Source organism: Allohahella marinimesophila (assembly GCF_039538005.1).
In the GTDB taxonomy this organism is placed as follows: Bacteria; Pseudomonadota; Gammaproteobacteria; order Pseudomonadales; family Oleiphilaceae; genus Allohahella; species Allohahella marinimesophila.
In genome coordinates this window covers 67,039-93,915 of the sequence record NZ_BAABBO010000018.1, presented here as the reverse complement: position 1 = coordinate 93,915, position 26,877 = coordinate 67,039, and the positions used below count along the sequence as shown (strand labels likewise).

The following is a 26,877-nucleotide window of genomic DNA, read 5'->3' as shown; positions in this document are numbered from 1 at the left end:
AAGTTTTGCTTCAACAGCCTTGTCCCGCGACTACTTCAAAATCGAGAGGCCGCGAAGCACATTCAGGCCTTCCCGAAGCTGAAAATCCTTCGAGATCATTTCGCTGGCAACCTTGATGTCCTCTTCGCTCATCACGGAACCCTTGCCCTTCTTGCTGCCGCCGTTCACCAGGTGGCCGGCCAGGTCAGCTTCCTTGAATATGGGTGATGACTGCAATTCTGTCACCTTGGCGCGATTTACCAGGATATCCGGCTCAATACCGAGTGCCTGAATCGAACGCCCACTCGGGGTGTAGTAGCGTGCGGTAGTGAGCTTCAGGCCATGAGTATCGTCCAGCTGGAGTACGGTCTGCACACTGCCTTTGCCGAAAGTATCAGTGCCGAGAATGATCGCGCGACGGTTGTCCTGCAATGCACCGGCGACGATCTCTGAAGCCGAGGCAGAGCCGCCATTGATCAGTACCACGACCGGCACACCTTCCAGAATATCGCCGGGTGTGGCATTGAACCTCAGCTTGGAGCTGCGAATCCGGCCATCGGTGTAGACGATCAGGCCATCTTCGAGGAGGGCATCTGATACTTCAACAGCGGCCTGTAATACGCCGCCTGGATTATTACGCAAATCGAGCACCAGTCCTTTCAGCTCGTTGTCGTCCCCAAGGGCCTTCTTCAGACGTTGAACAGCCTTAGTGAAATCGCTACCGGTCTGGGCCTGGAATTGGGTAATGCGGATATAACCCACACCGCCGCCAAGCAGCATCCGCTTGACGCTGTTCACCGATATCACCGCGCGCTCTACTGCAATTTCCAGCGGACCTTCCTCGCCATCGCGAACAATCGTGAGCGTGACTTCAGAGCCTGGTGGACCGCGCATGGCATCAACAGCCTGGTCCAGCGTCATGCCTTTGACGCTTTTGTCATCCAGCTTGATGATGAGATCACCGGCTTCGACGCCAGCCTTCTGCGCCGGGGTGTCATCGATGGGGGTGATGACCTTGATGAAACCATCTTCCATCCCCACCTCGATGCCCAGACCACCGAATTCGCCAGTGGTGCTTTCCTGCAGGCTTTCGAATGCACTGGGTTCAAGATAGGCTGAATGAGGATCGAGCCCGGACAGCATGCCCCGGATAGCACTATTGAGCAGTGTCGCATCGTCGACTTCTTCGACGTATGTTTTCTTGATGCGATCGAAGACTTCTGCAAATTTACGAATATCATCAACAGGCACAGCTGATGGCACCGACTCGACTGTCAGCGCATCGTCAGCGGCCGGAGCTTCTGCAGCAGGTACTTCCGCCGCATCCGACTCTTCGTCAGCGGCATGAGCCACTGGCAGAAGGCAGAGCGCAGCCGAAAAAAGCCACGGGAATATAGTGCGTGAACTGCGACGTGCAGCCATGACCCGTTGAACGAAATGCATAGTAATCTTCCTGAAGTGAGGCTGGACGTAAGCTGCGGATGGGCGTGACCTGATCATCTCAGCCACGGCAGCGGATTCTGGGGTCGGCCATCCTTGCGAATTTCAAAGTATAAACCTGCTTCGGGCCGACCACCGCTACTACCAGAGCTTGCTACGATGTCGCCACTGCGAACCTGGTCGCCAGTGTGGGCATACAGCGCCTGGTTGTTACCATAGAGCGTCATAAAACCATCCCCGTGATCAATAATCAACAGAAGGCCAAAGCCGCGAAGCCAATCGGCAAAGACGATACGGCCCTGGTGGACAGAGTGGACCGGCGAGCTGGGCGGCAAGCTGATGAACAAGCCGTTACCCTCCCGCAAGGAAGTGCGAAAGGCGGGCAGTTTCCAGGCGCTCCCTTTCGAGCCGGTTCTGGCGCCGATACTGGCAAGGGCAGCATCGTCCAGAGGCCAGCGCAGCGCACCTTTTCTCTTCGCGAAATCCTCGGCTTCATAGGCCAGGTCTATCCGCGCCAGCGTCTCGTTCATCTCCTTGACCAGGGCGCTCAACGACTTCTGATCGGCTTCCAGCCTGGCCAGACGGGACTGTTCTCCGCCGACTTCCTTCCTCAAGCTGGCGACGAGCTGCTCGCGCCGCTGCTGCTCGCGCTCGAGCTCAAGGCGTTCGCCGGCAAGCTGCGCGCGCGTGGCCTCGAGCCTCGCTGCTGCGCTCTCCACGGCATCGCGGTTCTGCTGCAGGGCGTCGAGCTGATCGCGGTAAGCGAGCAACTTTTCCCGCTCAGCAGTTGAGTAATAGCTCAGGTAAGTCAGTTTGCGTTGAGCAGAAGTGGGGTCTTCGCTCCCCAGAAGCATCGCCAGGGCTGGCACTTGCCCCGCGCGATGAGCTGCTCTGAGCAAGGCTTCAATTCGTGAACGGCCAGCCTCGAGGTCGTCCTGCAACTGCTCTCCCGTGGTCTGCAGTGAGTCGAGTTCTGATCTGGTCTGCTTCAGCTTGGCGTCGAGTGCCCTCAAGGCAACGATTTTGGCATCCACGGACTTCTCGACAGCCCGAAGCGCAGTCTCATTCCTGCTCAGCGCCGAGCTGCTGCTTTTGAGATTGGCCTGGGCCTTCTGTATCGCAGCCTTGAGTGCCTTGAGCTTTTCTGCGTCCCTGGCCTGTATCTGCTTGTTGATGCGCTTGACTTCGTCAGCCTCGAGCGACGAATTCTGCGCAGCGATACCGGACGTTGCCGGCAGCAGACCAATCAGGGCCATCAGCGCGACCGCAAGTACCCTGGGCACACGCCGGGGAGCAATACTGCCCCGCGGCGCACCTTTCGAATGGGATTGCAGTTTAAGCAAGCGAGCGGACGAGCGAGCGACCAGTCATCTCTTCTGGCTGCTCAAGCCCCATCAGCGTCAGCAGGGATGGCGCGATATCGCTCAGGCTACCTTCGGTCAGCTCGAGCTTTGCGCCGCCCACATAGACCAGAGGCACCGGGCCAGTGGTGTGCTGGGTATGAAGCTCTCCACTATGATCGATCATTTCCTCAAGGTTGCCGTGATCAGCCGTGATGAGGCAATGACCGTGCATTCGCTCTACCGCTGCGCATACACGCTGGACGCAGACATCAATGCACTCGGCTGCCTTCACGGCTGCTTCGAAGTCGCCGGTATGGCCCACCATGTCACCATTGGCGTAGTTGCAGACAATGAGGTCATATTTCCCGGAAACGATGGCGTCACACAGTTGATCAGTGACCTCCGGAGCGCTCATTTCCGGCTCGAGATCGTAGGTGGCCACTTGCGGGGAGGGGACCAATATACGGTCTTCGCCCTTGAACTCATCTTCCCGGCCGCCACTGAAGAAAAATGTGACGTGAGCGTATTTTTCAGTTTCGGCGATCCTGAGCTGGGTCTTGCCGAGCTTTTCCATGTATTCGCCCAGGCCCATATGTATGGCGGCGGGTGGGTAGGCGCACTCGGCATCGATGTCATCAGCGTATTCGGTCAGCGTCACGAAGGTGCCCAGCTTTGGAATACGGGCCTTGTCGAAATCGGTCTGTTCCGGGTGAACGAAAGCCCGGCTGAGCTGGCGCGCGCGGTCTGCCCTGAAGTTCATGAAAATGACCACGTCGCCATCCTTTATGCGACCGTCTGCCTCGGCGATGGCTGTAGCCTTGACGAATTCATCGTTTTCATCGCGATCATAAGCGGCCTGCAGGCCGGCCATCGCATCCGCTGCGGAGTATTCGGCCTTGGCATCGGTCAGCAGGTCGTACGCAGCCTTTACCCGCTCCCAGCGATTGTCCCGGTCCATGGCATAATAGCGACCGATGATGGAGGCGATCCGGCCGTCGAACTGCTCGTCTGAAGAAAGCGACGCCAGCCTGGATTGCAGTTTTTCGAGAGAGGATCCAGCACTACGCGGGGGGGTATCACGGCCATCGAGGAAAGCGTGGGCCCGAAGCCTCTTCACACCAGCCGCTTTCGCTGCATCGCACAGTGCCAGAATGTGCTCTTCGCTGCTGTGCACGCCTCCGGAGGAGACGAGGCCGAAGATGTGAAGCCGTGAATTGTTTTCAATCGCCTTCTGCAGGGCTTTGCCGATGACAGGGTTGTTCGGGAAGCCGCCTTCCTTCACATCCTTATCTATACGCGTCAGGCTCTGATAGACAGTGCGACCAGCGCCGAGGTTCATGTGGCCTACTTCGGAGTTGCCCATCTGCCCTTCAGGTAGCCCAACGGCTTCACCGGAAGTCTGTATAAGGGTGTGCGGGCGTTCATGCCAGATCTTGTCCCAGTAGGGGGTGTAGGCATGAAAAATGGCGTTGTTGTCGGCCTCCTCACGATGCCCCCATCCATCAAGTATCAGTAAGACGGCCGGTGCTTTACGTGATTGGGTGTCGGCGTTCGTGCTGGAGCCTTGCATGTAGTCCTTCCTGTGGGGCTGATCGGCAGATAAGTGTAACGGCGTCATGGCCGCAGTCAAAGTGACATCAGTGACAGGGTCATTCCGGCGCTGGCGGCAGACAGTTCTCCCAGTATACAGCAGACAGTCGCTTCAGCTTGCTGCCAGCAGTGTGTATAATGCCGACCCTTCGCTTTTCAAAGCTTTTCTCGTTCGCCTCTGTGAGCCCCGGCCAGGAATTTACATGTCCCAGTTTATCGAATTCGTTACCAATAACTGGATACTCTGTTCAGTATTTGTCGGATTGCTGATTGCACTTCTCTTTACGGAAAAGAAGCGTTCAGGCAAGACGCTGACGCCGCAGCAAACCGTCATGCTGCTGAATCGCGACCAGGGTGTGGTGGTCGACGTCCGCGACAAGAAGGACATCGCAAAGGGTGTTATTACCGGTTCACACCACATTCCTTACTCGGCGCTGAAGGATCGGGCTCCCGAGCTGAAGAAGTTTGGCGAAAAGACCATTGTAGTCGTCGACAAGATGGGCCAGCATTCGGGCAGCGCGGTCAAGCTGCTGAAAACCGCAGGCTATACCAACGTCGTTCGAATGGGTGGGGGAGTCGTCGAATGGCAATCGGCCAACCTGCCACTTGTTCAGCCCGGCGGCAGCAAGGCCAATAACGTCAAGACAACGAACGCGAAGACGAAGAACAAGTCCTGAACCAGCCCATGCGAGGCTGAAAACCAGTTGTCGGGAGATCATGACATGTCCGCCGAAATCGTTATATATACCACGACCTTCTGCCCTTACTGCGTGCGTGCAAAGCAGTTGCTGAAAGGCAAGGGTGCCGAGTTCAATGAAATCAAAGTGGATTCGGATGCAGCGCTGCGGCGCGAAATGTCGGCGAAGGCCGGAGGCCGGACCAGTGTCCCGCAGATCTGGATTGGCGACAGGTATGTCGGTGGCTGTGATGAGCTCCACGAACTGGCCAGGGCAGGGGAGCTCGATGCTCTGCTGGCTGGGCGTTAACCAATAAAACCACGAGTACAGACAATAAGGAAACCATGATATGGCAGATGAACAGGGCCAGGCGGCCGCGAATACCAGCGGTAAAGCAAAGCAGCCTTCTTTCGCACTACAGCGAATCTATCTGAAGGACCTTTCCTTCGAATCGCCCAGTTCACCAGGTGTATTCGGGCAGGACTGGAAGCCCGCGGTCAATCTCGACCTGAATACCGAGAACAAGCAGCTGAACGACAGTCAGTGGGAAGTCGTGCTGACCCTCACAGTGACCGCAAAGGTCGGTGACAATACGGCTTTTCTGGTGGAGATCCAGCAGGGCGGTGTATTCATGATCGAAGGGCTTGAGCCACAGCAGCTGGCACAGACACTCGGCGCCTTCTGTCCGAATATTCTCTTCCCTTATGCTCGTGAGACCATCGACTCTCTCGTCGTCAAAGGTAGTTTCCCGGCGCTTATGCTGCAGCCAGTCAACTTCGACGCAATTTTTGCGGATGCTGTGCGTCGCAAGCAGGCAGAAGCCCAGGGCGCTGCTCCGGGCAATGGCGCTGACGGCGGTACCCACTAGGGCTGAGCGCTGATCAGCTTGCCCGGCTCCTGTTGGGAGCCGGGTATTCGCTCATGGCTTAGTGGCTACTTGTCAAGAAAATTTCACAAAAGATAACGGTATATATAATTCCTCTTTCTGCACGCAGCTGCAAATCCTTTTACAATCAACATCATACGCTATCGCTTGCCGCCTGTTTCATGGCCATTTCAGACTCCTCTCATTTGACATGACCCCCCCAAAGCTGTTTCTATACGTCGCGTTCTGAAAATGTAGCAATCGGACAGGAGCAGGATGACAGACACTGAGAGCTTAAAGAGTAATGCCCCAGAGCAGTCGAACATCACGCTTCGGGAACCACGCGCAGAGGATGGTGCCTCTGTATTTGACTTGATAAGTCTCTGCCCCCCTCTTGATACGAACTCGATGTACTGCAACTTACTGCAGGCGTCGCATTTTGCTGGCACGTCCGTAGCCGCAGTTCGTAACGACGTTTTGTGCGGATTCATATCCGGGTATTTGATACCGAACCGACCCAACGTGCTGTTCATCTGGCAGGTTGCAGTCCACGAAAGCGCCCGCGGCCAGAAACTGGCCAGTCGCATGCTCGAAGAAATCCTCGGCCGCACTCAGTGCAGCCAGGTCACCGAGCTGCAGACCACGATCACCAAAAACAATGAAGCGTCCTGGAGCCTGTTTCAGCGGCTCGCAAAAAACCTAGACGCTCCGTTAAATACCTCGGTGATGTTCGATCGTAAAACACACTTTGACGATCGCCATGACACCGAGATGCTTGTGAGCATCGGACCTTTCGCGCATTAGTCGCATTGCAAGTCGGCAGGCCTGAGCAGGCCCGCCGGATCACGTTTGATCCGTTCATGAATACGCTGCGCCAACGCTTGAGTAGCGTCATGAATGACAGAATGAATTGATAGGAGTTCACTATGAAAATTTTCGAAGAAATCGAATCAGAAGTACGATCTTATGGACGATCCTTCCCGCGCCTGTTCAACCGCGCCAAAGCCGAATTTCTATACGATAACGAGAACAATGAGTACCTCGACTTTCTGGCAGGTGCCGGCACGCTGAATTACGGCCACAACAACGATATCTTCAAGGAAAAGCTGGTCGAATATATTCTGGCCGATGGGATCACCCACAGTCTTGATCTGTATACAGTGGCCAAGGCCGAATTCCTGAAGACCTTCAATGAGAAGATTCTCAAGCCACGTGGCCTGGATTATGTCGTCCAGTTTACTGGTCCTACAGGTACAAACGCTGTTGAAGCGGCCATGAAACTGGCTCGTACAGTGACTGGCCGACAGAACATCATTTCGTTCACCAACGGCTTCCATGGCGTGAGCCTGGGTGCTTTGGCCGTCACTGGCAATTCTCACCATCGCGGTGCTGCCGGTATCGGTCTGGGTGGCACGAGCCGAGTGCCTTACGATGAGTATCTTGGCGAGGGCTTCGACACTACAGAATACCTCGATAAGGTGCTGTCTGATTCAAGTAGTGGTATCGACAAGCCAGCAGCCGTTATTGTGGAAACAGTCCAGGGCGAAGGCGGTATCAACGCCGCTAGCATGGACTGGTTGAAGAGTCTTCAGATTGTATGCCGCAAGCACGACGTGCTGATGATCGTCGACGACATTCAGGCGGGCTGTGGCCGAACAGGTACCTTCTTCAGCTTTGAAGAAGCCGGCCTCGATCCAGATATGGTCACCATGTCCAAGTCATTGTCGGGCTACGGTCTGCCGTTCGCAGTCGTTCTGTTCCGTCCAGAGCTGGACCAGTGGAAGCCAGGTGAGCACAACGGTACCTTCCGTGGTAACAATCTCGCCTTCATCACGGCCAAGACTGCGATCGATCATTACTGGTCGGACGACAAGTTTTCAAAGGAATGTATTCGCAAGGGCGAGTATATGACCAAGCGACTGAACGCGATCGTGGCCAAATATGGTGAAGGCAACTTCACCGCTTGTGGTCGTGGCATGTTCCAGGGCATCAACTGCGTGAACGGTGAAATTGCCGGCAAGATTACCAAGCTGTCGTTCCAGAAAGGCTTGATGATCGAAACCAGTGGTGCCGATGATCACGTCGTCAAACTGCTGTGCCCATTGGTCATTACCGATGAGAATCTTGCCAGGGGCATCGATATCCTTGAAGAGTCAGTGAAGGAAATCTGTCGCGGTGAAGACTCGATTCCTGAAGAGGAAGTATTCTTCGAGTCACAGCAGCCGCAAGACACCCTCAAGGCAGTCAGCTGAGTTCAGGTACTCAGCTATGGGAGAATCAGTATGATCGTCAGAAATCTTGAAGAAGCTGAAAAGAGTAATCGTCGTATCGTGTCGCCAGACGGCAATTGGGAAAGTACCCGAATGCTGCTCAAGGGTGACAAGATGGGTTTCTCTTTCCACATCACTACTATCTACGCGGGTGCTGATTTCGGCATCCACTATCAGAATCATCTGGAGTCGGTGTACTGCATTTCAGGTGAGGGTGAAGTGGAAACGGTCGCCGATGGCGTGGTCCATCCGATCAAGCCAGGCACGCTCTATATACTGGACAAGAACGACAAGCATATTCTGCGAGCGTTCAAGGAAATGAAGATGGCGTGTGTCTTCAATCCGCCACTGTCCGGCAAGGAAGTTCATAACGCGGAAGGCGCTTATGAGCTCGAAGCTGAAGCTGTAGAAGGCTGAAAACTTCAGTGTCCCTCAAGAGGCACTAAATGGCGCCAGTGAACCCAAACTGGCGCCAGGCCTCGTAGGTGACGATAGCTACGGCATTGGAGAGATTCAGGCTGCGGTTATTCGGCATCATGGGGATTCGCAGTCGCTGCTGTTCTGGCAGCGACTGCAATATTTCTGGCGGTAAACCGCTGGTTTCCGACCCAAACAGAAGCACATCCCCCTCGTGATAGTCCACACTGGAATGTGAACGACTGCCTTTGGTGGTGATCGCAAATAGCCTGTTTCCCGCAATCAGACTTTGAAATGACTCGAAGTCCCGATGAATCGTCAGATTGTCCAGATCGGTGTAATCGAGCCCGGCCCGACGCAATTTCCGTTCTTCCAGCACAAAGCCCATACGACCGATGATATGTAGCCTGCAGCCGTTATTGGCGGCGAGCCGCATGATATTGCCGGTATTCGGCGCAATCTGCGGCTCGTACAGCGCAATATGAAACACGCGACTACTTGTAGTCTGCCAGGCGTTCCACGGCGAGGGCCACACCCATTCCGCCGCCGATACATAATGTCGCCAGTCCTTTTGCAGCATCGCGTCGGATCATTTCATGAATGAGCGTGACGGCGACGCGGCAGCCCGATGCACCAATTGGATGGCCAAGCGCAATGGCACCACCATTGACGTTGATTCGATTGGTGTCCCAGCCCAGGGTCTGGTTCACGGCCATGGCCTGTGCCGCAAAAGCCTCGTTGGCTTCGACCAGATCCAGCTGATCCAGTTCCCAGCCAGCTCGAGAAAGACAGCGTCTGGTGGCAGGAATGGGCCCAGTGCCCATGATCGAGGGGTCGACGCCCGCGCTGCTGAAGGCTGCAATTTTCACAAGTGGTGTCAGACCAAGTTCAGCAGCCTTTTCAGCGCTCATCAAAAGCACCGCAGCAGCGCCATCGTTCAGTGAGGAGGCGTTGCCGGCGGTGATCAGTCCGTCCTTTTTGAACGCGGGCTTGAGACGGGCGAGACTGAGGGCATCGGCATCACCACGTGGCCCCTCATCGCGATTCACGGTGACCGGATCGCCTTTGCGCTGAGGAATCTGGATGCCGACGATTTCGTCATTGAAGCGGCCTGCCTGCTGGGCTTCGACAGCCTTCCGATGTGATGCCGCTGCAAAAGCATCGAGATCCTCTCGGTTGAACTGGTACTGCTCGCCGACGTTTTCGGCGGTGATACCCATGTGATATTGATTGAAGGCATCCCACAGTCCGTCCTTGATCATCGAATCGACAAGTTCCCAGTTGCCGAGGCGTTGGCCCTGGCGAGACTTCGGCAGGAGGTGAGGCGACAGGCTCATGTTTTCCTGCCCGCCAGCGAAGACGATGTCTGCTTCTCCAGTAGCGATCGCCTGCGACGCCAGGCCAATGGCCTTGAGGCCGCTTCCGCAGACCTTGTTGATCGTCATCGCCGATACGGTGTCGGGCAGACCGGCGGAGATCGCAGCCTGGCGCGCCGGGTTCTGGCCACAGCCTGCCGTGAGGACCTGGCCAAGAATCACTTCATCGACGCTTTCGGGCGCGATGCCGGTGGACTTCAGAATGTCACGCAACACGGCAGCCCCCAGTTCATGGGCTGGCTGACTCGACAGTGCCCCGTTGAATGCGCCGATCGCTGTTCGCTTGGCCGCTACGATAACGACATCTCTGTACTGGCTCATGTTTTTGTCTCCTGACCTGGCTTGAATGCGGCTAGTGCTATGTGCGGTGAGTACGGCAGTCTACTGCAGCCTTGGGGTGAGGCCAATGGCGACGGCAGCAAATTGCCACTCTCCAGCTACGGCATCAGAAACTTTCTCCCAAGCCACTGATTTATAGTGGTGCAGGCCTGATCTGCTGCTGTGGCATGAATCTTTCATATAGTTCTGTCTGCGTCAAAGCTCTGGCGAACTTACTGGACCTGTATTATGAAAAGATGCCCGACTCTTCTAGGCCTGTGTACCGCATCAGCCATGTTGTTGCTGAGTGCCTGCGAAAGCGGCCCAGGATGGCTGCACCACACCCACGATGCCGGTAGTGGGCATGTTCAGGTGGTGCCAGAAGGCGTGGTAGCGCCTGAGCGACTGGAGCCGATCATCATCAGGGCCAGCGGCTACGGTACCTATGAACATGCATCGGATGCCAGGTCACAACGCAAGCGCCTTCTAGCCATGCGGGCGTCCAAACTGGATGCCTATCGCGCGCTGGCTGAACGAATCTATGGTACATCGATTACCGGGTCTTCGAGCGTCAACGACCTGGTGCTCCAGCACGACAGCTTCCGCACCCTGGTCGATTCGGTGGTGCGTGGCGCAAGGGTTCTGAGCACGACAGAGCTGTCTGGCGGTGGATATGAAACCCTTATGGAGGTCTCGCTGGATGGACGCTTTCAGCGTTGTCTCACCAGTCTCAACTATTTCCGCTACGACGCGGACTGCCGTCTGCCCATGCCATCGGCAGATTCTGGGCTGACCAGCTACAGTGCTGTGTCGGTGCCATCAGCCAACTGGAGGTCAGACGATCGCAGCTCGCAGGTGGAAGCTGATTTGCCGATACAGGCACAGATAGCTCAGGAGCCAGAGGCGGTTCGAAGCATTCGCCCGGCTACCGCTGAGGGTCGCAAGCGCCTGATCGAGTCTGCACGAAAGGGGAGTGGACTGTATGCGCCAGCAAACGACAGGCCTCAGGGGGAGTAAATTAATGCAAGTCGGAAGAGGACGTCTATTCGCAGGTATTACCACCGCAGGTTTGATATTGAGCGCAGTGCCCGTGATGGCGAGTCAGGCAGAGCGACAGGCAGCACAGCGAAATGTGGCCGTGCCAGCTGCAGTAGTCCCGGCGGCCGAAGTAGCCGGCCTTCCGCTTCGCGAGAAACTCTCCCGTGGCCAGCTCAGGATTGGCGTTCTGCAATGGCAGGGTAATGGTGCGTGGGTGCGTGCTATCGGTGAGGCACCGGTGATTGGTGGGGATGCCCAGGCTGCGAGAGTGGCCGCTCAGAAGGATGCCCTGAGAAATGCTGCCTTGTCTTATGAAGCTGATATATCCAGCTCGGAAACGATGGAGGGCGGGCGTTTACTGAAGTCGAAGACCACCCTGTCGACCAGGGCACGGGCTACGCAGGTGGTCTGGAACGATGAGCAGCTCACCGAGGGCAGCATATTGATGGCGGTTGAGGCCTTCATGCAGCCTTTGCCGCTATGTCCTGCGGAGGCAAGCCAGAGCGCGCACCTGCGCCGTTCGGTAGCCGTCACCGGCTTCCGCATTGATAATGCTCAGGATGCCGGCCTGGGCCGGCTGAACGACTTTCAGCGCAGCTTCCCTGCACGCGTTGGGCAATTCCTGAAAAATTCCGAGCGTCTGGATCCGGTGCTGGTCACCGATATCAATGTGCTGCCCGATGCCCGCAATGCGCCCGCGAGCAATGAGCACGGCGTCGGGCCTCAACAGAGCCTTGGTCTGGCAGAAGATTTCGGGACCCAGTTCATCGTATCCGGTGTGATCCGGCGCATGGACGTGGAATCAGCTGATGCCTATAGCAACTCTGTCTATACCAGCGTGCGTGATCTGCTCGGCACTACCAACAAGCAGCGCTGGTTCGAAGCCGATCTCTTTATTCATGATGGTTTCAGTGGAGCCCTGATTTATCAGCAGCGGTATCAGGTTCAGGGTCGCTATGACGCCGAGGCTGAAACCGCCCTGCAGATGGATGATGCTGCCTTTCTGAATATGCCTTACGGTCAGGCCGTGATCAGTGTGGCTCGCCAGATGGCCGCTGATGTTGAAGCAAATACTGCCTGTCAGCCTTTCATGACCCGCATAGCCGGCCTCGATGACAAGCGCGTGATGCTGAAGCAGGGCAGCGTGACTGGCATCCGACCTGGCGACCGCTTTCAGGTGTATCGATCACGGGAACTCTATATGGATGGTGAGATGCTGGGACGGGAACTGCTGGATCTGAAACTGGTGGCCAATGTTTCACATGTTCAGCCACTTTTTTCTCTGGCTACATTGCCGGCCGACCCTGGCCGTTACAATGTGCAGAAAGGTGACGTGCTGATCTTCTGGTAGATCCTTACATGATCTGCTTCGAGACTACCACGGAGAGATCGCTTTCTTCGCCGTTGAGATCTACCGTCGCTACCGCAAAATGATGTTCACCACTTGGCAGGCCGTCAAGTGCATAGCTTTGTAGTGACGAATCCACCGTGTAGTCGCGACCTATGTTGCCATCAGCGCTGGTGTGATAAATGCGGTAGGCGGCAATTTCGGTTGGCGTCAGCGGGCTACCGTCGACACGCTTGCTCGGAGCGCCCCATGACAGACGTGCGCTGCGATCTACACTTACCGCAAGATTGGCTGCCTGGGTTGTCGCTGTGGTCTTGCCACTGGTAATCAGCACATCATAGCTACCGGCATCAGTCTGAGCAGCATTGCTGATAGTAAAGCTTGATCTGACCGCGTCGGCAATTGGCTGGCCGTTCTTGCGCCACTGATACTTGATAACGCCCTTGGCAGTGGCGCTAGTATTCAGCGTAACGCTCTTATTCAGAAAGACGGTCTGCGACACAGGGTGCAGGGATATCTCTACCTTGCCACCGTTGACCTTGTTGCTACCGGTATTGCTATCGATTTCTCTGGCATCTGATCCGGCAATCGGGCTGGTGGAGTCTTTGGTCGACTGCTCGTAGCAACCCTGCAGGCCAAGCACGGCAAGCAGTACGCTGCCGGTGAAGAATCTGTTGAATGATTTGATAGTCATGTCTGCCACCCTTAAAACTAATCTCGAACAAGTTGAGATCAGTTTATGGTTGGCTCATCGATTTCACTGGAATACCGTCACTTTTGAGGCACTAAAAGCGTCAAGTATTTGTCAGCAGCTCATTAAACGTGCAATTGTGCGGGCCAGGTCACAAAGTCTTGCCTACAGAATTCGTTTTGTGACTACTGCAGAGAGCGTGCTCTCCATACCGTTGATATCGACGGTGGCGATGGCGAAGTGGTGAGCACCGCGGGGAAGGTCGGTGAGTTCGAAGCGCTGCTGGCTGGGGTCAACCTCGTAATCACGGCCGATACTGCCGTCATCGTTACTGTGGTAGATCCGATAGGCAGCAATCTCCTCTTCAGCGAGCGGGGAGCCGTCAGCCCTTTTCGCCGGTGGTGCCCATGAGAGGCTAGCGCTGCGATCGGAGCCGACGGTGATTCGCGCGATCCGCGACATCACTAAGCGCCTGCCGCTCATGACGATCACTTCATAACTCCCTGCATCCGCGGCACTGGCCCGCTGTACTGTATAGTTCGGCCGAACGGCATCGCGTATGACCTTGCCGTTCTTGCGCCATTGATAACGCAGTACCTTATTGCCGCTTGCACTCACGTTCAGCGTGAAGCTCTGCGCGGTATGCACGCTTTGGGACATGGGATGCAGGGAGATCTCTACAGAGTCCCGGCTGCTATTGCCTGCCTGTTGGCGGGGTGTTTCAGAGTTATCGTCTGAATCGGTGATGGCATCATTCGTGCCCGGTGAGCTCTGTTCATAGCAGCCCTGGAGTCCCAGCAGCGTTATCAAAATAAAAGCGGAGAAGAATCTGGTGAGTGATATGAAATTCATACTGCCATCCTTGATTACAATTCCTTAACAAGGCGGGCAGTCTACGATGAGTAGAAGCTCGTACAGCGACGGGCGTCACTTTTATGGATAGAAAGACGCAAGGATTACGTCAAAATACCTATCAATTCATTGAAGTGAGAGCTGGTGCACATTCTTTTGGCATCATGGATTGGACAAGTCAGATGTCATATCCTATTTGAAGAGTTAATAACGTTTTGGAAAGTGGCTTTGGAGTTGATCAAGTTGTGATCAGTCGAGGGGTCTCACCGCCGACCTATAGCAAGCCAGACTCTTTGAGGACTTCTTCAATACCTTCAGCCAGCTCGCGATAGCCTTCGGCGTTGGGGTGAATGCGATCTGAACGCAAGCTTTCGGAGGACAATATTCGCGAGAAGACGTCAGGCACCAACAGCACCGCTTCCTCATCTGCCAGCTCGGCGAAGAAGGTGGCATCGGCTGGCAGAAGAGAATATTGAGGGGGCTGATCGCAGCCCTGCAGTAGCCACGCGAAGAGGAGAAAAACCAGGGGGCGAAGGTAGCTGGACCGCCAGCGCATCAGCTGGGCGCTTGAATGCGGGTAGGTCAAAGCAATTTAACTTCGTGCGATGTTCTGAATAGTGCCAATCATGGCTCTGAGTCCATTGCCCCGAGTCGGACTCAAGTGGTTCAGCAAGCCGAGTTCATCAAAGACGGCATGAAGATCGGCATCGGCCACCTGTTTTGCAGGTTTACCATTGGTTGCCAGCATGACGATCGCGGCAAGACCCTTGACGATATGCGCATCGCTGTCGATCAGCACTCGTAGTACGCCTGTCTGCTCATCTCTCGTGGCGAGATACCAAACCTGGCTTTGACAGCCGAAAATCTGATTGTCTTCGGTCCGGGCTTCTTCCGGAACAGGTGGCGATTTTCGCCCAAGCTCGATGATGTAGCCGTAACGGTCCTCCCAATCTTCAAGAAACTCGAAGTTCTCTTTGACTTCGTCGAGTGTGACTTCGCTACCGAGTGGGTTGGTCTCGAGCAGGCTATCCAGTTCAGATTTGGACAGGGCCATCACAGCATCCCGAGTTCAAGCTTGGCGACTTCCGACATGCGGTCGTTGTCCCATGGTGGATCAAATATCATCTTGACCTCGACCCTGTCGACATTCGGCACCATAGACACCTTCGACTTCACGTCATCAGCGATAACTGGGCCCATGCCGCAGCCTGGCGCAGTCAATGTCATATCGATCTCGACGATATTCTCATCGCCGTCCTGACATATCTCCATTCGGTAGATCAGTCCCAGGTCCACGATATTGACGGGAATCTCCGGATCGTAAACTGCGCCGAGCGCGTCCCAGACGTGAGCTTCACTGACTTCACCTTCCACGGGCTCAGAGAACTCGAAGTCGAAGAGACTCTTGCCGAGTGCATCGGCATCTTTCGCCTCGATACGAGCCATATTGCCATTGTAGACGATCGTAAAACTGCCGCCGAGCGCCTGGGTAATGGTCACGAAGACATCAGCAGGCACCTCGATTTCAGTGCCATCGGGCACCAGCCTTGCTGTACAGGGCCGCTTGGTGAGTACGACTTCACGCTCCAGTGCCATCTGTTACTCCGTTACGAGGGTGTCGGTGGTGAAGCTTTCACCACAACCGCATGAGGCGCCCGCGTTGGGGTTGTGGAAGCGGAACATGGAGTTCAGCCCCTGCTTGACGAAATCGACAGTCGTGCCACTCAGCACTGGTAGTGCCTGGCGGCTGACCACCACGCGCGTGCCCTGAAAGTCGAACACTTCGTCTTCCGCTGAGATGGCATCTGCCACATCAACAACATACATATAGCCGGAGCAGCCGCTCATTTTCACGCCGATTCTGAAAGCTGCCGCGTCAGGATGTTTTTGCATCTGACCCGCGATGTGGGCTCTGGCATTCTCTGTGAGCTCAAGGGTACGCCCGCGGGCGGTGGGCTCAACCGTGTTTACCTGTGCAGTCATAGCGTTACCTTCCCGATTGTCGAATGTGGTGAGAAACCAGCTGAGGTCTCACCCATAAATTTTCACGATCTTCTGCAGGCCGCTGAAGAGCGCATCCACTTCCGCCATGGTGTTATAGAAGGCGAAGGATGCCCTGGCGGTGCCTGTGATACCAAAATGGCTCATTAGGGGCTGGGTGCAGTGATGACCACTTCGAATGGCAATACCCTGCTGATCGAGCAGGGTGCCGATGTCATTTGAATGGATGCCATCGATATTGAAAGACAGGACACTGACCTTGTTTCTCGCCGTGCCAACAAGCTGCAGGCCGGGGATGTCGCGTGAGACTTCGGTTGCCCGAGCAAGCAGCGCCTGTTCATGCGCTTCGGCGGCCTGACGATCCATGAGGCCGAGATAATCCAGGGCAGCAGTGAGTCCGACGGCCTGGGCGATAGCGGGCGTTCCTGCTTCGAACTTGAATGGCAGTTGATTGAAGGTGGTGCCGTCGAACGACACCCGTTCAATCATCTCACCACCGGTCTGCCAGGGCGGCATGGCTTCCAGCAGCGCCTGCTTGCCGTACAGCGCGCCAATGCCAGTGGGGCCGAAGACCTTGTGCGACGAAAAGACATAAAAGTCGCAATCCAGGGCCTGCACATCGACCATCAGGTGAGGCGTGGCCTGCGCGCCATCAACCAGAACCTTCGCACCCACGTCATGGGCCAGTCTGATCATGTCGGCAACCGGATTGATGGTGCCCAGGGCATTGCTGACATGGCTCACAGCTACCAGCCTGACCTTGGTCGTCAGTTTGCTACGATAGTCATCCAGGTCGATGTCACCTTCAGGCGTCACCAGAACCGGCTGCACGGTAGCCCCTGTCTGCAGAGCCACTTGTTGCCAGGGTACGATATTGGCGTGATGCTCCAGCATCGAAACCAGTATGACGTCGCCAGGTTTCAGATTCTCCCGGCCCCAGCTTTGTGCTACCAGGTTGATGCCTTCTGTTGCACCCTTGACCCAGATGATTTCCTGAGTGCTGTTGGCATTCAGAAAGACTCTGACACGCTCTCTTGCACCCTCGAAAGCAATGGTGGCACGATCCGCCAGGGCGTGAGCCGCGCGATGTACATTCGAGTTGAACTGCTCATAATACAGCTGCTCGGCACTGATGACCGAGGAGGGCTTCTGCGAAGTCGCCGCATTGTCGAGGTAGACCAGCGGCTTGTTGCGAATCTGTTGCGCCAGAATCGGGAAGTCTGCCCGGATTCTGTCGACGTCGAAGGCCTGTGGGCTCACACCGTCTCCTGAAAACGCTGTAGCAGTGCCATGGCAAGATCCTGCTGGGCCTGGGCAGGCATCAGCTGAATCGTTTCCACAATGAAGGCTTCGCTCAGCAGCGATCGAGCGCTCTGCTCATCGATACCGCGCGACTTGCAATAGAACACGGCACTCGCATCCAGCTGGCCGATCGTCGCGCCGTGCGCGCATTTGACGTCGTCGGCGTAAATCTCGAGCTCGGGCTTGGTGTTGACTTCAGCCTGAGGGCTCATCAGCAGGTTGCGATTGTTCATTTCCGCACGGGTCTTCTGGGCATCGCGGTGAATATGAATTCGGCCATTGAAGACTGCCTTGCCCTTGTCGCTCACGATGCTGCGGACCTGTTCATCGCTCTCGCAATGCGGGGCCATGTGTTCGAGCGCTGTATGATAATCACAGCGATTATTGCCATTCAGCAGCATATGCGCATTCAGCGCGGCGTAGGCACCAGGTGCCGTCAGTTCAACCGTAAGATCGGTACGTGAGAGTGCGCTACCCGTGCTCTGACCGTTGAACGCGTAGTTCGCATGATTGCCCAGTTTGATGAAGGCTGCCGCATATAGGCTATCGCTGGCTGCAGCCGCCGAGAACTGGTAGTGCTGAAGCCTGCTATTGGCTTCTAGCGAAGCTTCCAGTACGGAGGTCGCAAAGACTGCTGCAGAACCGGCATCAAGCCTGACTTCGGTCAATTCGGCATGGGCGTCACGAGCCAGCTTCAGCAGGACTCTGCTGTGCTGCCTGTCGGACAACGAACCCTGTCCGGCGTCCTGGCTGCCGTTCAACAACAGTATGCGGGGCTTGACGCTCTCACTGTCATCAGACGCTGCTGCTACGCGGATCTCGAGGCAAGTGCTCAAGAGCGCCGCATTAACAGACACAAAGGGGTAATAACCCTGGGGAACGCGGGAGCCAAACTCGCCGAGCAGGTCAGCTTCGCCGTTGGGCGCCTTTGTCGACTCACCGGAGGCCTGATGCAAGGTGAACGACAACAGATGGGCGGCTTGAGCCTCGCCAAGTTTCAGCATGGCTTCGCCGGTGTCAGAAAAGCGGACAACAAGATCCGCCTGATCGATGAGGGCCTGAAGGGCTTCTGGCTGCAAGCACTCTTCCGAAGCCGGATCTGCATTCGCATCTGCGCTCGACGCTGCAGCATTCACGGCAGCGATCAAGGGCTGAACGCTGGTGTAGCGCCACGATTCGGTTTTCCGGGTAGGGAAGGGCGTAGCCTTCAAAGTCTGCAGGGCATCTGCCTGAATCTGCTTGAAGCGCTCTCCTGCAGACGACCAGCGTTGATCAGCGCTGCGTGCGAGAGCCTGATCGACCAGCCAGTCACGAAGGTCATCCGGCAAGCTGAGTGGCTGAGCCTGTTCGCCAAAGCTCTTGCTGTCGAGGTCGGTCGGTGATGTCTGCGTGAGTTCTGCGCTCATATCGTTGCCGTTGCCTCATCATCGATGTTCAGCCAGCCATAGCCTTTTTCTTCGAGCTCCAGAGCGAGATCCTTGCCGCCGGATTTCACGATGCGGCCATTGGCGAGTACATGCACGTAATCAGGCACGATGTACTTAAGCAAACGCTGGTAGTGAGTGACGAGTATCACTGAGCGATCTTCACGCTTCAGTGTATTAACGCCGGTAGCCACAACCTGCAACGCATCGATGTCGAGGCCTGAATCAGTTTCGTCCAGCAGCGCCAGCTTGGGCTCGAGCATCAGCATCTGGAAAATCTCATTGCGCTTCTTTTCGCCGCCACTAAAGCCTTCGTTAACGCCGCGCTTGAGGAACTCCGGGTCGAGGTCGACTTTGCCGATCAATTGCCGCGCCTGACGCAGAAAGCTTGCTGCATCCAGCTCGGCTTCGCCACGATGCTTGCGAATACTGTTGAGCGAGGTCCGCAGAAACTGCAGATTGCTGACGCCCGGGATTTCGACAGGATACTGAAAGGCCAGAAAGATGCCTTCACGCGCACGCTCTTCGGCCGCCAGTTCCAGCAGATCCTTACCCTGGTAGGACACGCTGCCGCCTGTCACTTCATAACCGGAGCGGCCAGCGAGTACATGGCTCAGTGTGCTCTTGCCAGAGCCGTTGGGGCCCATGATGGCGTGCACTTCACCAGGCTTGACCTGCAGCGTAAGGCCCTTGAGTATTTCCTTTCCCTCGACCTGAACATAGAGGTCGTTGACTGACAACATAGCGATATCCTGTATCAAAGCTGTGATTAAACAATTCTTCCGAGGCGGCAGCGCTTAGCCGACTGCGCCTTCGAGACTCACTTCAAGCAACTTGCCTGCCTCGACAGCGAACTCCATCGGCAGCTCCTTGAACACTTCCTTGCAGAAGCCGTTCACGATCATGGAAACCGCCCGCTCTGCATCGATGCCACGCTGCTGACAGAGGAAAAGCTGTTCGTCGCTGACGGTCGAAGTCGTGGCTTCGTGCTCGACGACGCCGCTCATGTTCTTGCTTTCAATATAAGGGAAGGTGTGCGCGCCACATTTGTCACCGATCAATAGCGAGTCGCACTGGGTAAAGTTGCGAGCGCCTTCCGCGCCAGGCCCGAATCTGACGAGACCGCGATAACTGCTGTCACTACGACCTGCGGAGATGCCCTTGGCAATGATCGTGCTTTTGGTGTTCTTGCCAAGATGAATCATCTTGGTGCCGGTATCGGCCTGCTGGAAGTTATTGGTCAGCGCAACCGAATAGAATTCGCCAGTCGAGTGGTCACCCTTGAGGATGACACTGGGATATTTCCACGTGATGGCGGAACCGGTTTCAACCTGCGTCCAGCTGATCTTGGCATTTTCGCCGGCGCAGATGCCGCGCTTGGTGACGAAGTTGTAAATGCCACCTTTACCTTCCTCATCACCCGGGTACCAGTTCTGTACCGTTGAATACTTGATCTGTGCATCCTTGAGCGCCACGAGTTCGACCACGGCCGCGTGCAACTGATTCTCGTCACGCATGGGCGCGGTGCAGCCTTCGAGGTAGCTGACATAGCTGCCTTCATCGGCAATGATGAGCGTGCGTTCGAACTGCCCGGTCTTCGCCGCGTTGATACGGAAATAGGTCGACAGTTCCATCGGGCAGCGTACGCCCTTGGGGATGTACACGAACGAACCATCGCTGAAGACTGCGGAGTTCAAACCGGCGTAAAAATTGTCCCGAATCGGTACTACAGAGCCGAGGTACTTCTGCACCAGCTCCGGATGCTTTCGCACAGCTTCGGAAATAGGGCAGAAAATCACGCCGGCTTCCGACAGCTTTTCCTTGAAGGTGGTCGCGACCGAAACGCTGTCGAATACGGCATCGACCGCTACGCCAGCGAGCGCGGCACGTTCGTGCAGTGGAATGCCCAACTTTTCGTAAGTGCGCAGCAACTCCGGGTCGACCTCATCCAGGCTCTTGGGGCCGTCGTTCTTCGACTTCGGCGCCGAGTAATAGATGATGTCGTTGAAATCTATCTCAGGGTGCTTGACGTGCGCCCAGGTCGGCGTCTTCATTTCAAGCCAGGCGCGGTAGGCTTTCAGGCGCCATTCAAGCATGAATTCAGGCTCGTCCTTCTTCGCGGAGATGAAGCGGATCACGTCTTCGTTCAGACCAGGCGGTAGTGAGTCACTTTCGATATCCGAAGTGAAACCTGCCTGATATTTACGCGACATGTATTCGTTAACTGAAGCGTTGCTCATTGTTGCTCCGCGATGGTCCTGAAGTATGTATCCCCGGAAGGGGCTGCTGAAAGCTTGACGGGTCTGACTTGTATTATTTTGCTCGTCTCTGTACGGCAAATATTAATGGAGCAGGGCTTTTAAATCAATACCAATATGGTAATGTATAGCCAAATCCTGTATTTGAGGCACGATCGTGGCAGCAATTAAAGACACGGTAATCACGCGATGATGCGTTTGGCCAAATTGGCCGATTACGGCCTTGTGATCGCGGCTACGCTCTCGCGCGCCGAGACCGCTCGCGCAGCAGAGGAACCGACTTCAGGCTCATCTTCAGTGGGCAGGCTGACCGAACTGGTCAAGCTGGAGTGGGTGGCTGAACAGACCTCACTCACGATTGCGACCACCAGAAAGATCATGAAGCTGCTCGTGGACGGCGGTATCGTCGTTTCCGAGCGTGGGATGCGTGGGGGCTATCGTCTGGCTGCACCAGCAGAGCAGATCAGCCTGGCTGATGTGCTGTCGGCAGTAGAGGGGGAAGTCGCCCTGACCGACTGCTGTAGTGACAGCCGTCAGTGTGATGTGATCAGCAACTGCAACGTGCAGCGCAACTGGTCGGTCATCAATGGCACCGTGACCTCCCTGTTCTCGGCGATTTCGCTCAAGGATATGTCTGGTCAGCTGACGCGTGAGGACGTAGTGGCCAGGGTACAGAACAATCAGGCTGCACCGGGGCGGATAGCCATGGTGCAGCTCGCCCGATAGCAGGGCTGGTTGTTCCAGGCCCTGCGCTGACTAGATGGATGTATCGTATAGCGTGCCGTGTATGGCCGGACCTGTCGGTTGACCGGTTGGCGAGCCGCCTTCTGGTTCGAGACTGATGCCAAACGTCGCTGAGCGCAGGAGTTCGGGATCATAATCCTGTAGTTTTTTACGTGTGGGAAGGTCCGCTGACTCGAGCAAGCCGAGAGAATGCACGCCCGGGCCGAGCCGGTCGGACTTGATCCAGAGTTGATAGGTCTTGCCTGATACGCCTTGAGCTTTCACAGGCTCGATTTTCAATTGTCTGGTATCCAGGTCAACCGTCATGAGGAAGGCTGGTTGCTCGTCGTTACTTTGGAAAACCGCTACGTGAGGCGTCTTCACCATAGCGTCATGAGCAAGCGGATTGCCGAGTAATAACGCTACCAATAGCCCGGCTGCAATTCCGAACCCACCCACTGCCGCAGCTCTCCAGCGCGAGAGTTGCTGCCTTAACTGACCAAGCTCGTCTGTAGCTATTGGCCCCTGAATTGATGCCGTGGTACGAGTGGCGCCAGAGTCGTTCAGCCTCTGTTCGATCCGACTCCACAGGTCGGCCTTCGGAGTCACCTCCTCGACCTCATCGAGCAGGGGGCTCAGGCGAGCCTCCCAGTCGCTGATCAGGGCTTCGAGATCCGGCTCATCGAGCCGCCGCAGGCTGATCTGCTGACGGGTATCACTGTCCAGCGTGCCGAGAACATATTCGGCCGCCAGGCGCTCGAGTTCGTTCATGACAACACCTCCGCCATACAGGCCCGGATCTGCTTGAGACTTCTGTGAAGCCATACTTTTACCGTGCCGACTGGCTGACTGAAACGAGTCGCCAGCGCCTCGCGCGACAGGCCATCGAGATAGGCCAGCTTTACCATTTGAGCCTGCTGGCCGCCGACGCCGTCAATACACGTCTGCAAGCGACCCAGGGCCTGACTGACTTCAGCTCGACCATGGGGCGAACTGGCGCTGCCATCTGCAATCATCTCAATCTCGCTATTGTCGTCCAGCTCTGGCGTCCGCCTACGAACTTCATCGAGCGCGCGGTTTCTGGCTATGGTCATCATCCAGGTAATGGGAGAGGCTTTTGAAGCTTCGAAGGAGTCCGCTCTGTTCCAGATGCGAAGATAAACCTCCTGAAGAACTTCTTCAGCCAGTGACTGACGCTTCATTATTCGCAGGACCACACCATACAATTTCCGACTGGTGGCCTGATACAGGAGATGGAAAGCAGCCCTGTCAGCTTCGGCGACCTGCGCAAGCAGCTCCACGAGCCTGCCTGTGTCCGGGACGGAATGCTTCCCGGACCCCGCCGATTGTGCCGCGTTCACAGAGCTTGATATCATGAGCAGTTCGGTATCCAGTAAGGCTGATGAACGGGAATGGCGAATCTGACCCGGAAGTATGGGCAGAATTCACGCAAATATTCCCGATCATAGCCTGATAGCTTTCGATCGACTAGCGTTGAGTCGGCATCAGAGCCACACTTTCAGGTGCAGTAAATGCAATAGATCCAGCAGGGGCAATATCTCCGCCTGAACTGGCGAAAATGTTATCAAACCTGAGAATCTGTGCATTGGACTTTTCTGCAACGAACACTGCCTGCCCATCGAACACAAGGTCGACAGGATTTCCCAGCTGGCTGGCTGAGCCTGCAATCAGGGCGGAGACCTCAGTAAGGCCGTTGGCAGCCGACGCATTGGCTATCGTCATCAATTTACCGTCAGTCGCGTCAGTGGGGCTGGCGACATCACTGACAATGAGGGCGTCCTGCTCAGGCACATAGTCGATACCGTGCAAGTTGGTCGGTCCTGCCAGGGCACTGCCTGAAACCGCAGGCTGAATGAGTCTCGACTCTGTGCTGATTGATGACATGCCGGCGTTCAGTTGCTCTACGACCGCATCGAAGACAGCTACCGTGCCGTTCGTCAATGCCACATACGCTGTATCACTGGTCGGGTCATAATCAACATCCCATGGCTGAATGCCACCACTTGCGGTAAGCGTCATCAAAGGCGCGACATCGCCGCCCGCACAGGCAGAGAAAATCTTGATGCCAGCACTCGCAGCATCATTCTCAGCCACGAACACCAGCCCGGCTTGCGATGCTACATCAAGGCCCTTGGGCGCTGTCAGGGTAGTCGCCATACCGGTGATCATCCTGTCTCTCGACGCAGTATAGCTATCGCCATTTCGCTCAGAAGCCAGGCTGCCAGTCACCAACAGGCCGCCCATCGAATTGCTGTCGAAAGTCGAATAGGCGTCGCCAGCGATGTCGAAAGCCGTACTCTCCAAGGCAAGTGTGCTGTCGAAGCTCGCAAGGGGAGTGTCCAGTGTGAGGTTTATACTGGAGACCATGCCAAAGCCTGGACCGACGGTCGCCGGGTTGCTGGTGGCCACCACTGCGGAGCGCGGCTCAGCGCCGGGCGCCAGATCAGAGCCATCCGTGCCAGTCAACTGGCCCTCCACCAGCGCCAGCGACTCTGGTTTATCTGCTGCGGCTGTATAGTCAGGGGCGACATCGCCACTGGCGCCAGCAAAGATATCTGCGTAAGTGATAATAAGGTCATTCGACTTTTCTGCAATCCGCATTGTAGTGCCGTCGAGCGTCAGATCGACCGGATTGCCCAGTGAAGTGGAGGGGCCGGCAATCTGTCGATCAACCGATATCAGGCCATCAGCCGTCGAAGCTGCACTCAGCACAAAGAGCGCGCCATCAGTGGCAACGTTGGCATCACCGACGTCACTGACGACGAGTCTGTCTGAGGCTGCCTCATAAGCAATGCCATGGAGATTGGTGGAGATTTTCTCCGCATTGGCATTCGCGGGGGTGATTGTTCGCATGGCTGTGCCGACGTAGCCGCTGGCGACATAGCCATCGTACACGGCGATTGTGCCATCGGTCAGCGCGACAAACAGCCTATCGGCGGCTTCATCATAGGCCAGGTCCCATGGCTTGACGGCCAAGGGTGTTTCACCCAACGGCGAGGCATCACCATCGGCAGCCTTGCCAAACACGCTCAGCTTGCTGGCGCCAAAGTCAGCAATGAATACGAGACCGCTGGCCTCCGCCGTAGCTATACCTTTTGGATTCACCATGCCTGTGCTCGGTCCAGCTAGCTCACGATCAACAGTCTCATCGTAGACAGCACCATCGGGGCGACTATCAATGCGACATATTGTTCTCAAGCCAATATTCGAGCCATCGCCTGCATGTAAGGCATCACCGCTTGCGTCGATCAGAATGCCTTCATTATTGCCTGACTGAAACGTACGTTGGGCTGCGGCCAGAGTATCCAAAGCCGTTACTGTGCCTGCTGACGCGGCGCCATTGGCTGAAAGATAAAGCTGAGCCGTCTCGAGTGCAGGTGGGGTGGTACGATTTTTATCGTCATTGTCATCGTTGTCGCAGCCTGCGATGCCAGCAGCGGTGCCTAGTGCCAGCACGCAAATCAGGCTCCTGGGCAGTTTATGTCCGAAGTCTGGGCGGCATACTCGTGGCGTTGACTGATTATCTTGTTTTGTCATAGTGACTACTCCGATCTGGATTTACCTGAGGTGCACCGAGTTACGGCAATCCACGGAATTAGTTTCAGGCATTTGACCAAACAGCGTTTGCCATCAGCCGCCCTGCTGGCCAAACTGAGTCGTATTCTGGCGAAAATGGATCTCACCATCATGCAAGTAAATATGTGGGCGCAAAGCCTGCCGGGTAATCGCGCCCTCCTGTTCGCGGAAATAGCAGGCCGGCTGGCTGGCGGCAGCGGCTTTCCCGCAGTGTTCGAGGAGGTGCTGGATGTCGTGCCCAAGTGCTATCACCGTGGGCTCAAGGCCTTGGCGAACAAGGTGAAATCTGCGCCTGAAACAGCGCTGCTGACACATTTCGAGGCGTCTGATCTGTTCGTGGAATGGGAGTTGCGCTTTATCCGGTTCGGCCTGGCCAGCGGACGGGTGGTCGAGGTATTCGCCCGAATCTGTGATCACCACACCATTCTGGCCAGTACTGGCCGCTCACTGTTCTTCGGCTTCTGGCTGCTCTGGCTGGGGGTCACACTCCTGCTGCCCTTCATTCTGCTGATTCCAGGCGGATCAGCTGCAGGGGATCATCTGTCTGCACTGGGTATATTGCATGCTGTTCTGCTGCTGCTTGGTCTTCCGGTGTATACCTGGTTGGTCCGCTCGTGGATACGGCCTGATGCGAGAGTCTGGCGGGCGCTTAATTTCCTGCCACTCTTCCGGCAAACGCAGGGATCGCGGAGTCTCTATCACTACCTCCTCAATCTCGGGCTCTGTATTCAGGCTGGCATTCAGCTGAAACGGGCGCTGAGCCTGTCTGCGGATGCTGAAACCACCGCAGTCCTGCGAGAAAAGTACAAACTGGTCAGTGCGGATGTTTCACTGGGCCATCCGCTCTCGATAGCTTTCCAGCGCAGCGGTGTGTTGCAGGACACGCTGCTCATGGTCGATGCGAGTCAGTTGAAGAAGAGCAAGCTGTGGGAACCAGGCGTGACCGACATCGTCAAAGCCTCATATAGCGAGCTGCTCAAGCGCACCAGGCCTGCGATTCTGGCGCTCGTTGCCGTCGGCGGCCTGGCGATAGTGACAGCGGGTCATTATCTCATTTACCAGATACTGCGTTGAATCGGCAGCAAAAAACTGGATGGGGCTCACAGTTCGGGGGGCAGTGGCGTGACATGATGGGTGTCATAATAATAAAACCACAGGATTACCCATGCGCATCTTCAATAAATTGCCGAAACCTCTTTTCAGGAGACAGATCAATACGCTCGAAGGTGGACCTTCTGCCAGTGGAAGCTCACCGGACAGCACCCATTCCCAGACTCTTCATCCGCCCTTGCTGACAGAAATGCAGCCCATCCCAGGCAGCACGCTCAGGCGACTTCCTGCCACACATCTGGCACGTTCAAGAAGCCT

At 56.0% G+C, this 26,877-nt stretch carries 28 protein-coding genes; 10 read left to right on the top strand and 18 right to left on the bottom strand.

Annotated elements, in window-relative coordinates:
* Nucleotides 1–30 precede the first annotated feature (30 nt).
* From ABD735_RS17015 to gpmI, 3 genes are all read right to left on the bottom strand, one after another.
* Nucleotides 31–1,422, bottom strand: coding sequence for a S41 family peptidase (locus ABD735_RS17015; protein WP_344808685.1), 1,392 nt, complete (start codon nucleotides 1,420–1,422; stop codon nucleotides 31–33).
* A 53-nt stretch (nucleotides 1,423–1,475) separates the two neighbouring features.
* Nucleotides 1,476–2,675, bottom strand: coding sequence for a murein hydrolase activator EnvC family protein (locus tag ABD735_RS17010; RefSeq protein ID WP_344808683.1), 1,200 nt, complete (start codon nucleotides 2,673–2,675; stop codon nucleotides 1,476–1,478).
* A 79-nt stretch (nucleotides 2,676–2,754) separates the two neighbouring features.
* Nucleotides 2,755–4,332 carry a 2,3-bisphosphoglycerate-independent phosphoglycerate mutase gene (gene gpmI, locus ABD735_RS17005; protein WP_344808681.1) on the bottom strand — a complete coding sequence of 526 codons (1,578 nt, stop codon included), beginning with the start codon at nucleotides 4,330–4,332 and terminating at the stop codon, nucleotides 2,755–2,757.
* A 223-nt stretch (nucleotides 4,333–4,555) separates the two neighbouring features.
* Here gpmI and ABD735_RS17000 point away from each other — a divergent pair, with 223 nt between their 5' ends.
* The 6 genes from ABD735_RS17000 to ABD735_RS16975 all read left to right on the top strand — a co-directional run bounded on the left by ABD735_RS17000 (nucleotide 4,556) and on the right by ABD735_RS16975 (nucleotide 8,581).
* Nucleotides 4,556–5,029, top strand: coding sequence for a rhodanese-like domain-containing protein (locus ABD735_RS17000; RefSeq protein ID WP_344808679.1), 474 nt, complete (start codon nucleotides 4,556–4,558; stop codon nucleotides 5,027–5,029).
* A gap of 45 nt (nucleotides 5,030–5,074) precedes the next feature.
* Nucleotides 5,075–5,338, top strand: coding sequence for a glutaredoxin 3 (grxC, locus tag ABD735_RS16995; RefSeq protein ID WP_344808677.1), 264 nt, complete (start codon nucleotides 5,075–5,077; stop codon nucleotides 5,336–5,338).
* A 40-nt stretch (nucleotides 5,339–5,378) separates the two neighbouring features.
* On the top strand, nucleotides 5,379–5,897 hold the full coding sequence (gene secB, locus ABD735_RS16990) for a protein-export chaperone SecB (protein WP_344808675.1): 519 nt from the start codon (nucleotides 5,379–5,381) through the stop codon (nucleotides 5,895–5,897).
* 273 nt (nucleotides 5,898–6,170) lie between these two features.
* On the top strand, nucleotides 6,171–6,698 hold the full coding sequence (gene ectA, locus ABD735_RS16985) for a diaminobutyrate acetyltransferase (RefSeq protein ID WP_344808673.1): 528 nt from the start codon (nucleotides 6,171–6,173) through the stop codon (nucleotides 6,696–6,698).
* Nucleotides 6,699–6,820: 122 nt separating this feature from the next.
* Nucleotides 6,821–8,146, top strand: coding sequence for a diaminobutyrate--2-oxoglutarate transaminase (ectB, locus tag ABD735_RS16980; RefSeq protein ID WP_344808671.1), 1,326 nt, complete (start codon nucleotides 6,821–6,823; stop codon nucleotides 8,144–8,146).
* A 30-nt stretch (nucleotides 8,147–8,176) separates the two neighbouring features.
* The gene (locus ABD735_RS16975) at nucleotides 8,177–8,581 is read left to right on the top strand and encodes an ectoine synthase (protein ID WP_344808669.1); all 405 of its coding nucleotides are present in this window, start codon (nucleotides 8,177–8,179) and stop codon (nucleotides 8,579–8,581) included.
* Nucleotides 8,582–8,606: 25 nt separating this feature from the next.
* On the opposite strand, the gene ABD735_RS16970 is transcribed toward ABD735_RS16975, so the two are convergent.
* Together ABD735_RS16970 and ABD735_RS16965 are read right to left on the bottom strand one after the other, a co-directional pair.
* Complete coding sequence (locus ABD735_RS16970; protein ID WP_344808667.1) at nucleotides 8,607–9,071, bottom strand: tRNA (cytidine(34)-2'-O)-methyltransferase; 465 nt, start codon at nucleotides 9,069–9,071, stop codon at nucleotides 8,607–8,609.
* A 4-nt stretch (nucleotides 9,072–9,075) separates the two neighbouring features.
* Entirely contained in the window at nucleotides 9,076–10,278 is a 1,203-nt protein-coding gene (locus ABD735_RS16965) for an acetyl-CoA C-acetyltransferase (RefSeq protein ID WP_344808665.1), read from the bottom strand.
* Between the two features lie 246 nt (nucleotides 10,279–10,524).
* Here ABD735_RS16965 and ABD735_RS16960 point away from each other — a divergent pair, with 246 nt between their 5' ends.
* Together ABD735_RS16960 and ABD735_RS16955 are read left to right on the top strand one after the other, a co-directional pair.
* Nucleotides 10,525–11,292 carry an LPP20 family lipoprotein gene (locus ABD735_RS16960; protein ID WP_344808663.1) on the top strand — a complete coding sequence of 256 codons (768 nt, stop codon included), beginning with the start codon at nucleotides 10,525–10,527 and terminating at the stop codon, nucleotides 11,290–11,292.
* A gap of 4 nt (nucleotides 11,293–11,296) precedes the next feature.
* Nucleotides 11,297–12,664 (top strand): flagellar assembly protein T N-terminal domain-containing protein, encoded by a 1,368-nt coding sequence (locus tag ABD735_RS16955; RefSeq protein WP_344808661.1) that lies wholly within the window; start codon nucleotides 11,297–11,299, stop codon nucleotides 12,662–12,664.
* 4 nt (nucleotides 12,665–12,668) lie between these two features.
* Here ABD735_RS16955 and ABD735_RS16950 read toward each other — a convergent pair whose 3' ends face one another.
* From ABD735_RS16950 to sufB, 10 genes are all read right to left on the bottom strand, one after another.
* Nucleotides 12,669–13,355, bottom strand: a complete 687-nt coding sequence (locus ABD735_RS16950; protein ID WP_344808659.1) for an immunoglobulin domain-containing protein — start codon at nucleotides 13,353–13,355, stop codon at nucleotides 12,669–12,671.
* A gap of 162 nt (nucleotides 13,356–13,517) precedes the next feature.
* Nucleotides 13,518–14,204 carry an immunoglobulin domain-containing protein gene (locus ABD735_RS16945; protein WP_344808657.1) on the bottom strand — a complete coding sequence of 229 codons (687 nt, stop codon included), beginning with the start codon at nucleotides 14,202–14,204 and terminating at the stop codon, nucleotides 13,518–13,520.
* Between the two features lie 274 nt (nucleotides 14,205–14,478).
* The gene (locus ABD735_RS16940) at nucleotides 14,479–14,790 is read right to left on the bottom strand and encodes an SGNH/GDSL hydrolase family protein (RefSeq protein WP_344808655.1); all 312 of its coding nucleotides are present in this window, start codon (nucleotides 14,788–14,790) and stop codon (nucleotides 14,479–14,481) included.
* A gap of 6 nt (nucleotides 14,791–14,796) precedes the next feature.
* The gene (locus tag ABD735_RS16935; protein ID WP_344808653.1) at nucleotides 14,797–15,258 is read right to left on the bottom strand and encodes a SufE family protein; all 462 of its coding nucleotides are present in this window, start codon (nucleotides 15,256–15,258) and stop codon (nucleotides 14,797–14,799) included.
* Nucleotides 15,258–15,800 carry a putative Fe-S cluster assembly protein SufT gene (gene sufT / locus ABD735_RS16930; protein ID WP_344808651.1) on the bottom strand — a complete coding sequence of 181 codons (543 nt, stop codon included), beginning with the start codon at nucleotides 15,798–15,800 and terminating at the stop codon, nucleotides 15,258–15,260. The genes ABD735_RS16935 and sufT overlap by 1 nt, the downstream gene beginning before the upstream one ends.
* Nucleotides 15,801–15,803: 3 nt before the next feature.
* On the bottom strand, nucleotides 15,804–16,187 hold the full coding sequence (locus tag ABD735_RS16925) for a HesB/IscA family protein (RefSeq protein ID WP_344808649.1): 384 nt from the start codon (nucleotides 16,185–16,187) through the stop codon (nucleotides 15,804–15,806).
* Between the two features lie 48 nt (nucleotides 16,188–16,235).
* Nucleotides 16,236–17,465 (bottom strand): SufS family cysteine desulfurase, encoded by a 1,230-nt coding sequence (locus tag ABD735_RS16920; protein ID WP_344808647.1) that lies wholly within the window; start codon nucleotides 17,463–17,465, stop codon nucleotides 16,236–16,238.
* Entirely contained in the window at nucleotides 17,462–18,913 is a 1,452-nt protein-coding gene (gene sufD, locus ABD735_RS16915) for a Fe-S cluster assembly protein SufD (RefSeq protein ID WP_344808645.1), read from the bottom strand. Before sufD ends, ABD735_RS16920 begins: the two co-directional genes overlap by 4 nt.
* Nucleotides 18,910–19,674 (bottom strand): Fe-S cluster assembly ATPase SufC, encoded by a 765-nt coding sequence (gene sufC / locus ABD735_RS16910; RefSeq protein ID WP_344808643.1) that lies wholly within the window; start codon nucleotides 19,672–19,674, stop codon nucleotides 18,910–18,912. The genes sufD and sufC overlap by 4 nt, the downstream gene beginning before the upstream one ends.
* A 54-nt stretch (nucleotides 19,675–19,728) precedes the next feature.
* Nucleotides 19,729–21,171, bottom strand: coding sequence for a Fe-S cluster assembly protein SufB (gene sufB, locus ABD735_RS16905; protein ID WP_344808641.1), 1,443 nt, complete (start codon nucleotides 21,169–21,171; stop codon nucleotides 19,729–19,731).
* A gap of 207 nt (nucleotides 21,172–21,378) precedes the next feature.
* Here sufB and ABD735_RS16900 point away from each other — a divergent pair, with 207 nt between their 5' ends.
* Nucleotides 21,379–21,915, top strand: coding sequence for an SUF system Fe-S cluster assembly regulator (locus tag ABD735_RS16900; protein WP_344808639.1), 537 nt, complete (start codon nucleotides 21,379–21,381; stop codon nucleotides 21,913–21,915).
* A 30-nt stretch (nucleotides 21,916–21,945) separates the two neighbouring features.
* Here ABD735_RS16900 and ABD735_RS16895 read toward each other — a convergent pair whose 3' ends face one another.
* From ABD735_RS16895 to ABD735_RS16885, 3 genes are all read right to left on the bottom strand, one after another.
* Nucleotides 21,946–22,683, bottom strand: a complete 738-nt coding sequence (locus tag ABD735_RS16895; protein ID WP_344808637.1) for an anti-sigma factor — start codon at nucleotides 22,681–22,683, stop codon at nucleotides 21,946–21,948.
* Entirely contained in the window at nucleotides 22,680–23,288 is a 609-nt protein-coding gene (locus ABD735_RS16890) for a sigma-70 family RNA polymerase sigma factor (protein ID WP_344808635.1), read from the bottom strand. Before ABD735_RS16890 ends, ABD735_RS16895 begins: the two co-directional genes overlap by 4 nt.
* Nucleotides 23,289–23,400: 112 nt before the next feature.
* Complete coding sequence (locus tag ABD735_RS16885) at nucleotides 23,401–25,389, bottom strand: NHL repeat-containing protein (RefSeq protein WP_344808633.1); 1,989 nt, start codon at nucleotides 25,387–25,389, stop codon at nucleotides 23,401–23,403.
* Between the two features lie 153 nt (nucleotides 25,390–25,542).
* Between ABD735_RS16885 and ABD735_RS16880 the strand changes: the two genes are divergently transcribed.
* On the top strand, nucleotides 25,543–26,583 hold the full coding sequence (locus tag ABD735_RS16880) for a type II secretion system F family protein (protein WP_344808631.1): 1,041 nt from the start codon (nucleotides 25,543–25,545) through the stop codon (nucleotides 26,581–26,583).
* Nucleotides 26,584–26,877: the final 294 nt, after the last annotated feature.

Coding starts and splice junctions, on each gene's coding strand:
- ABD735_RS17015 (WP_344808685.1), bottom strand. CDS start 1,422: ATGCATTTCGTTCAACGGGTCATGGCTGCACGTCGCAGTTCACGCACT.
- ABD735_RS17010 (WP_344808683.1), bottom strand. CDS start 2,675: ATGGCCCTGATTGGTCTGCTGCCGGCAACGTCCGGTATCGCTGCGCAG.
- gpmI (WP_344808681.1), bottom strand. CDS start 4,332: ATGCAAGGCTCCAGCACGAACGCCGACACCCAATCACGTAAAGCACCG.
- ABD735_RS17000 (WP_344808679.1), top strand. CDS start 4,556: ATGTCCCAGTTTATCGAATTCGTTACCAATAACTGGATACTCTGTTCA.
- grxC (WP_344808677.1), top strand. CDS start 5,075: ATGTCCGCCGAAATCGTTATATATACCACGACCTTCTGCCCTTACTGC.
- secB (WP_344808675.1), top strand. CDS start 5,379: ATGGCAGATGAACAGGGCCAGGCGGCCGCGAATACCAGCGGTAAAGCA.
- ectA (WP_344808673.1), top strand. CDS start 6,171: ATGACAGACACTGAGAGCTTAAAGAGTAATGCCCCAGAGCAGTCGAAC.
- ectB (WP_344808671.1), top strand. CDS start 6,821: ATGAAAATTTTCGAAGAAATCGAATCAGAAGTACGATCTTATGGACGA.
- ABD735_RS16975 (WP_344808669.1), top strand. CDS start 8,177: ATGATCGTCAGAAATCTTGAAGAAGCTGAAAAGAGTAATCGTCGTATC.
- ABD735_RS16965 (WP_344808665.1), bottom strand. CDS start 10,278: ATGAGCCAGTACAGAGATGTCGTTATCGTAGCGGCCAAGCGAACAGCG.
- ABD735_RS16960 (WP_344808663.1), top strand. CDS start 10,525: ATGAAAAGATGCCCGACTCTTCTAGGCCTGTGTACCGCATCAGCCATG.
- ABD735_RS16955 (WP_344808661.1), top strand. CDS start 11,297: ATGCAAGTCGGAAGAGGACGTCTATTCGCAGGTATTACCACCGCAGGT.
- ABD735_RS16950 (WP_344808659.1), bottom strand. CDS start 13,355: ATGACTATCAAATCATTCAACAGATTCTTCACCGGCAGCGTACTGCTT.
- ABD735_RS16945 (WP_344808657.1), bottom strand. CDS start 14,204: ATGAATTTCATATCACTCACCAGATTCTTCTCCGCTTTTATTTTGATA.
- ABD735_RS16935 (WP_344808653.1), bottom strand. CDS start 15,258: ATGGCCCTGTCCAAATCTGAACTGGATAGCCTGCTCGAGACCAACCCA.
- sufT (WP_344808651.1), bottom strand. CDS start 15,800: ATGGCACTGGAGCGTGAAGTCGTACTCACCAAGCGGCCCTGTACAGCA.
- ABD735_RS16925 (WP_344808649.1), bottom strand. CDS start 16,187: ATGACTGCACAGGTAAACACGGTTGAGCCCACCGCCCGCGGGCGTACC.
- sufD (WP_344808645.1), bottom strand. CDS start 18,913: ATGAGCGCAGAACTCACGCAGACATCACCGACCGACCTCGACAGCAAG.
- sufC (WP_344808643.1), bottom strand. CDS start 19,674: ATGTTGTCAGTCAACGACCTCTATGTTCAGGTCGAGGGAAAGGAAATA.
- sufB (WP_344808641.1), bottom strand. CDS start 21,171: ATGAGCAACGCTTCAGTTAACGAATACATGTCGCGTAAATATCAGGCA.
- ABD735_RS16900 (WP_344808639.1), top strand. CDS start 21,379: ATGATGCGTTTGGCCAAATTGGCCGATTACGGCCTTGTGATCGCGGCT.
- ABD735_RS16895 (WP_344808637.1), bottom strand. CDS start 22,683: ATGAACGAACTCGAGCGCCTGGCGGCCGAATATGTTCTCGGCACGCTG.
- ABD735_RS16890 (WP_344808635.1), bottom strand. CDS start 23,288: ATGATATCAAGCTCTGTGAACGCGGCACAATCGGCGGGGTCCGGGAAG.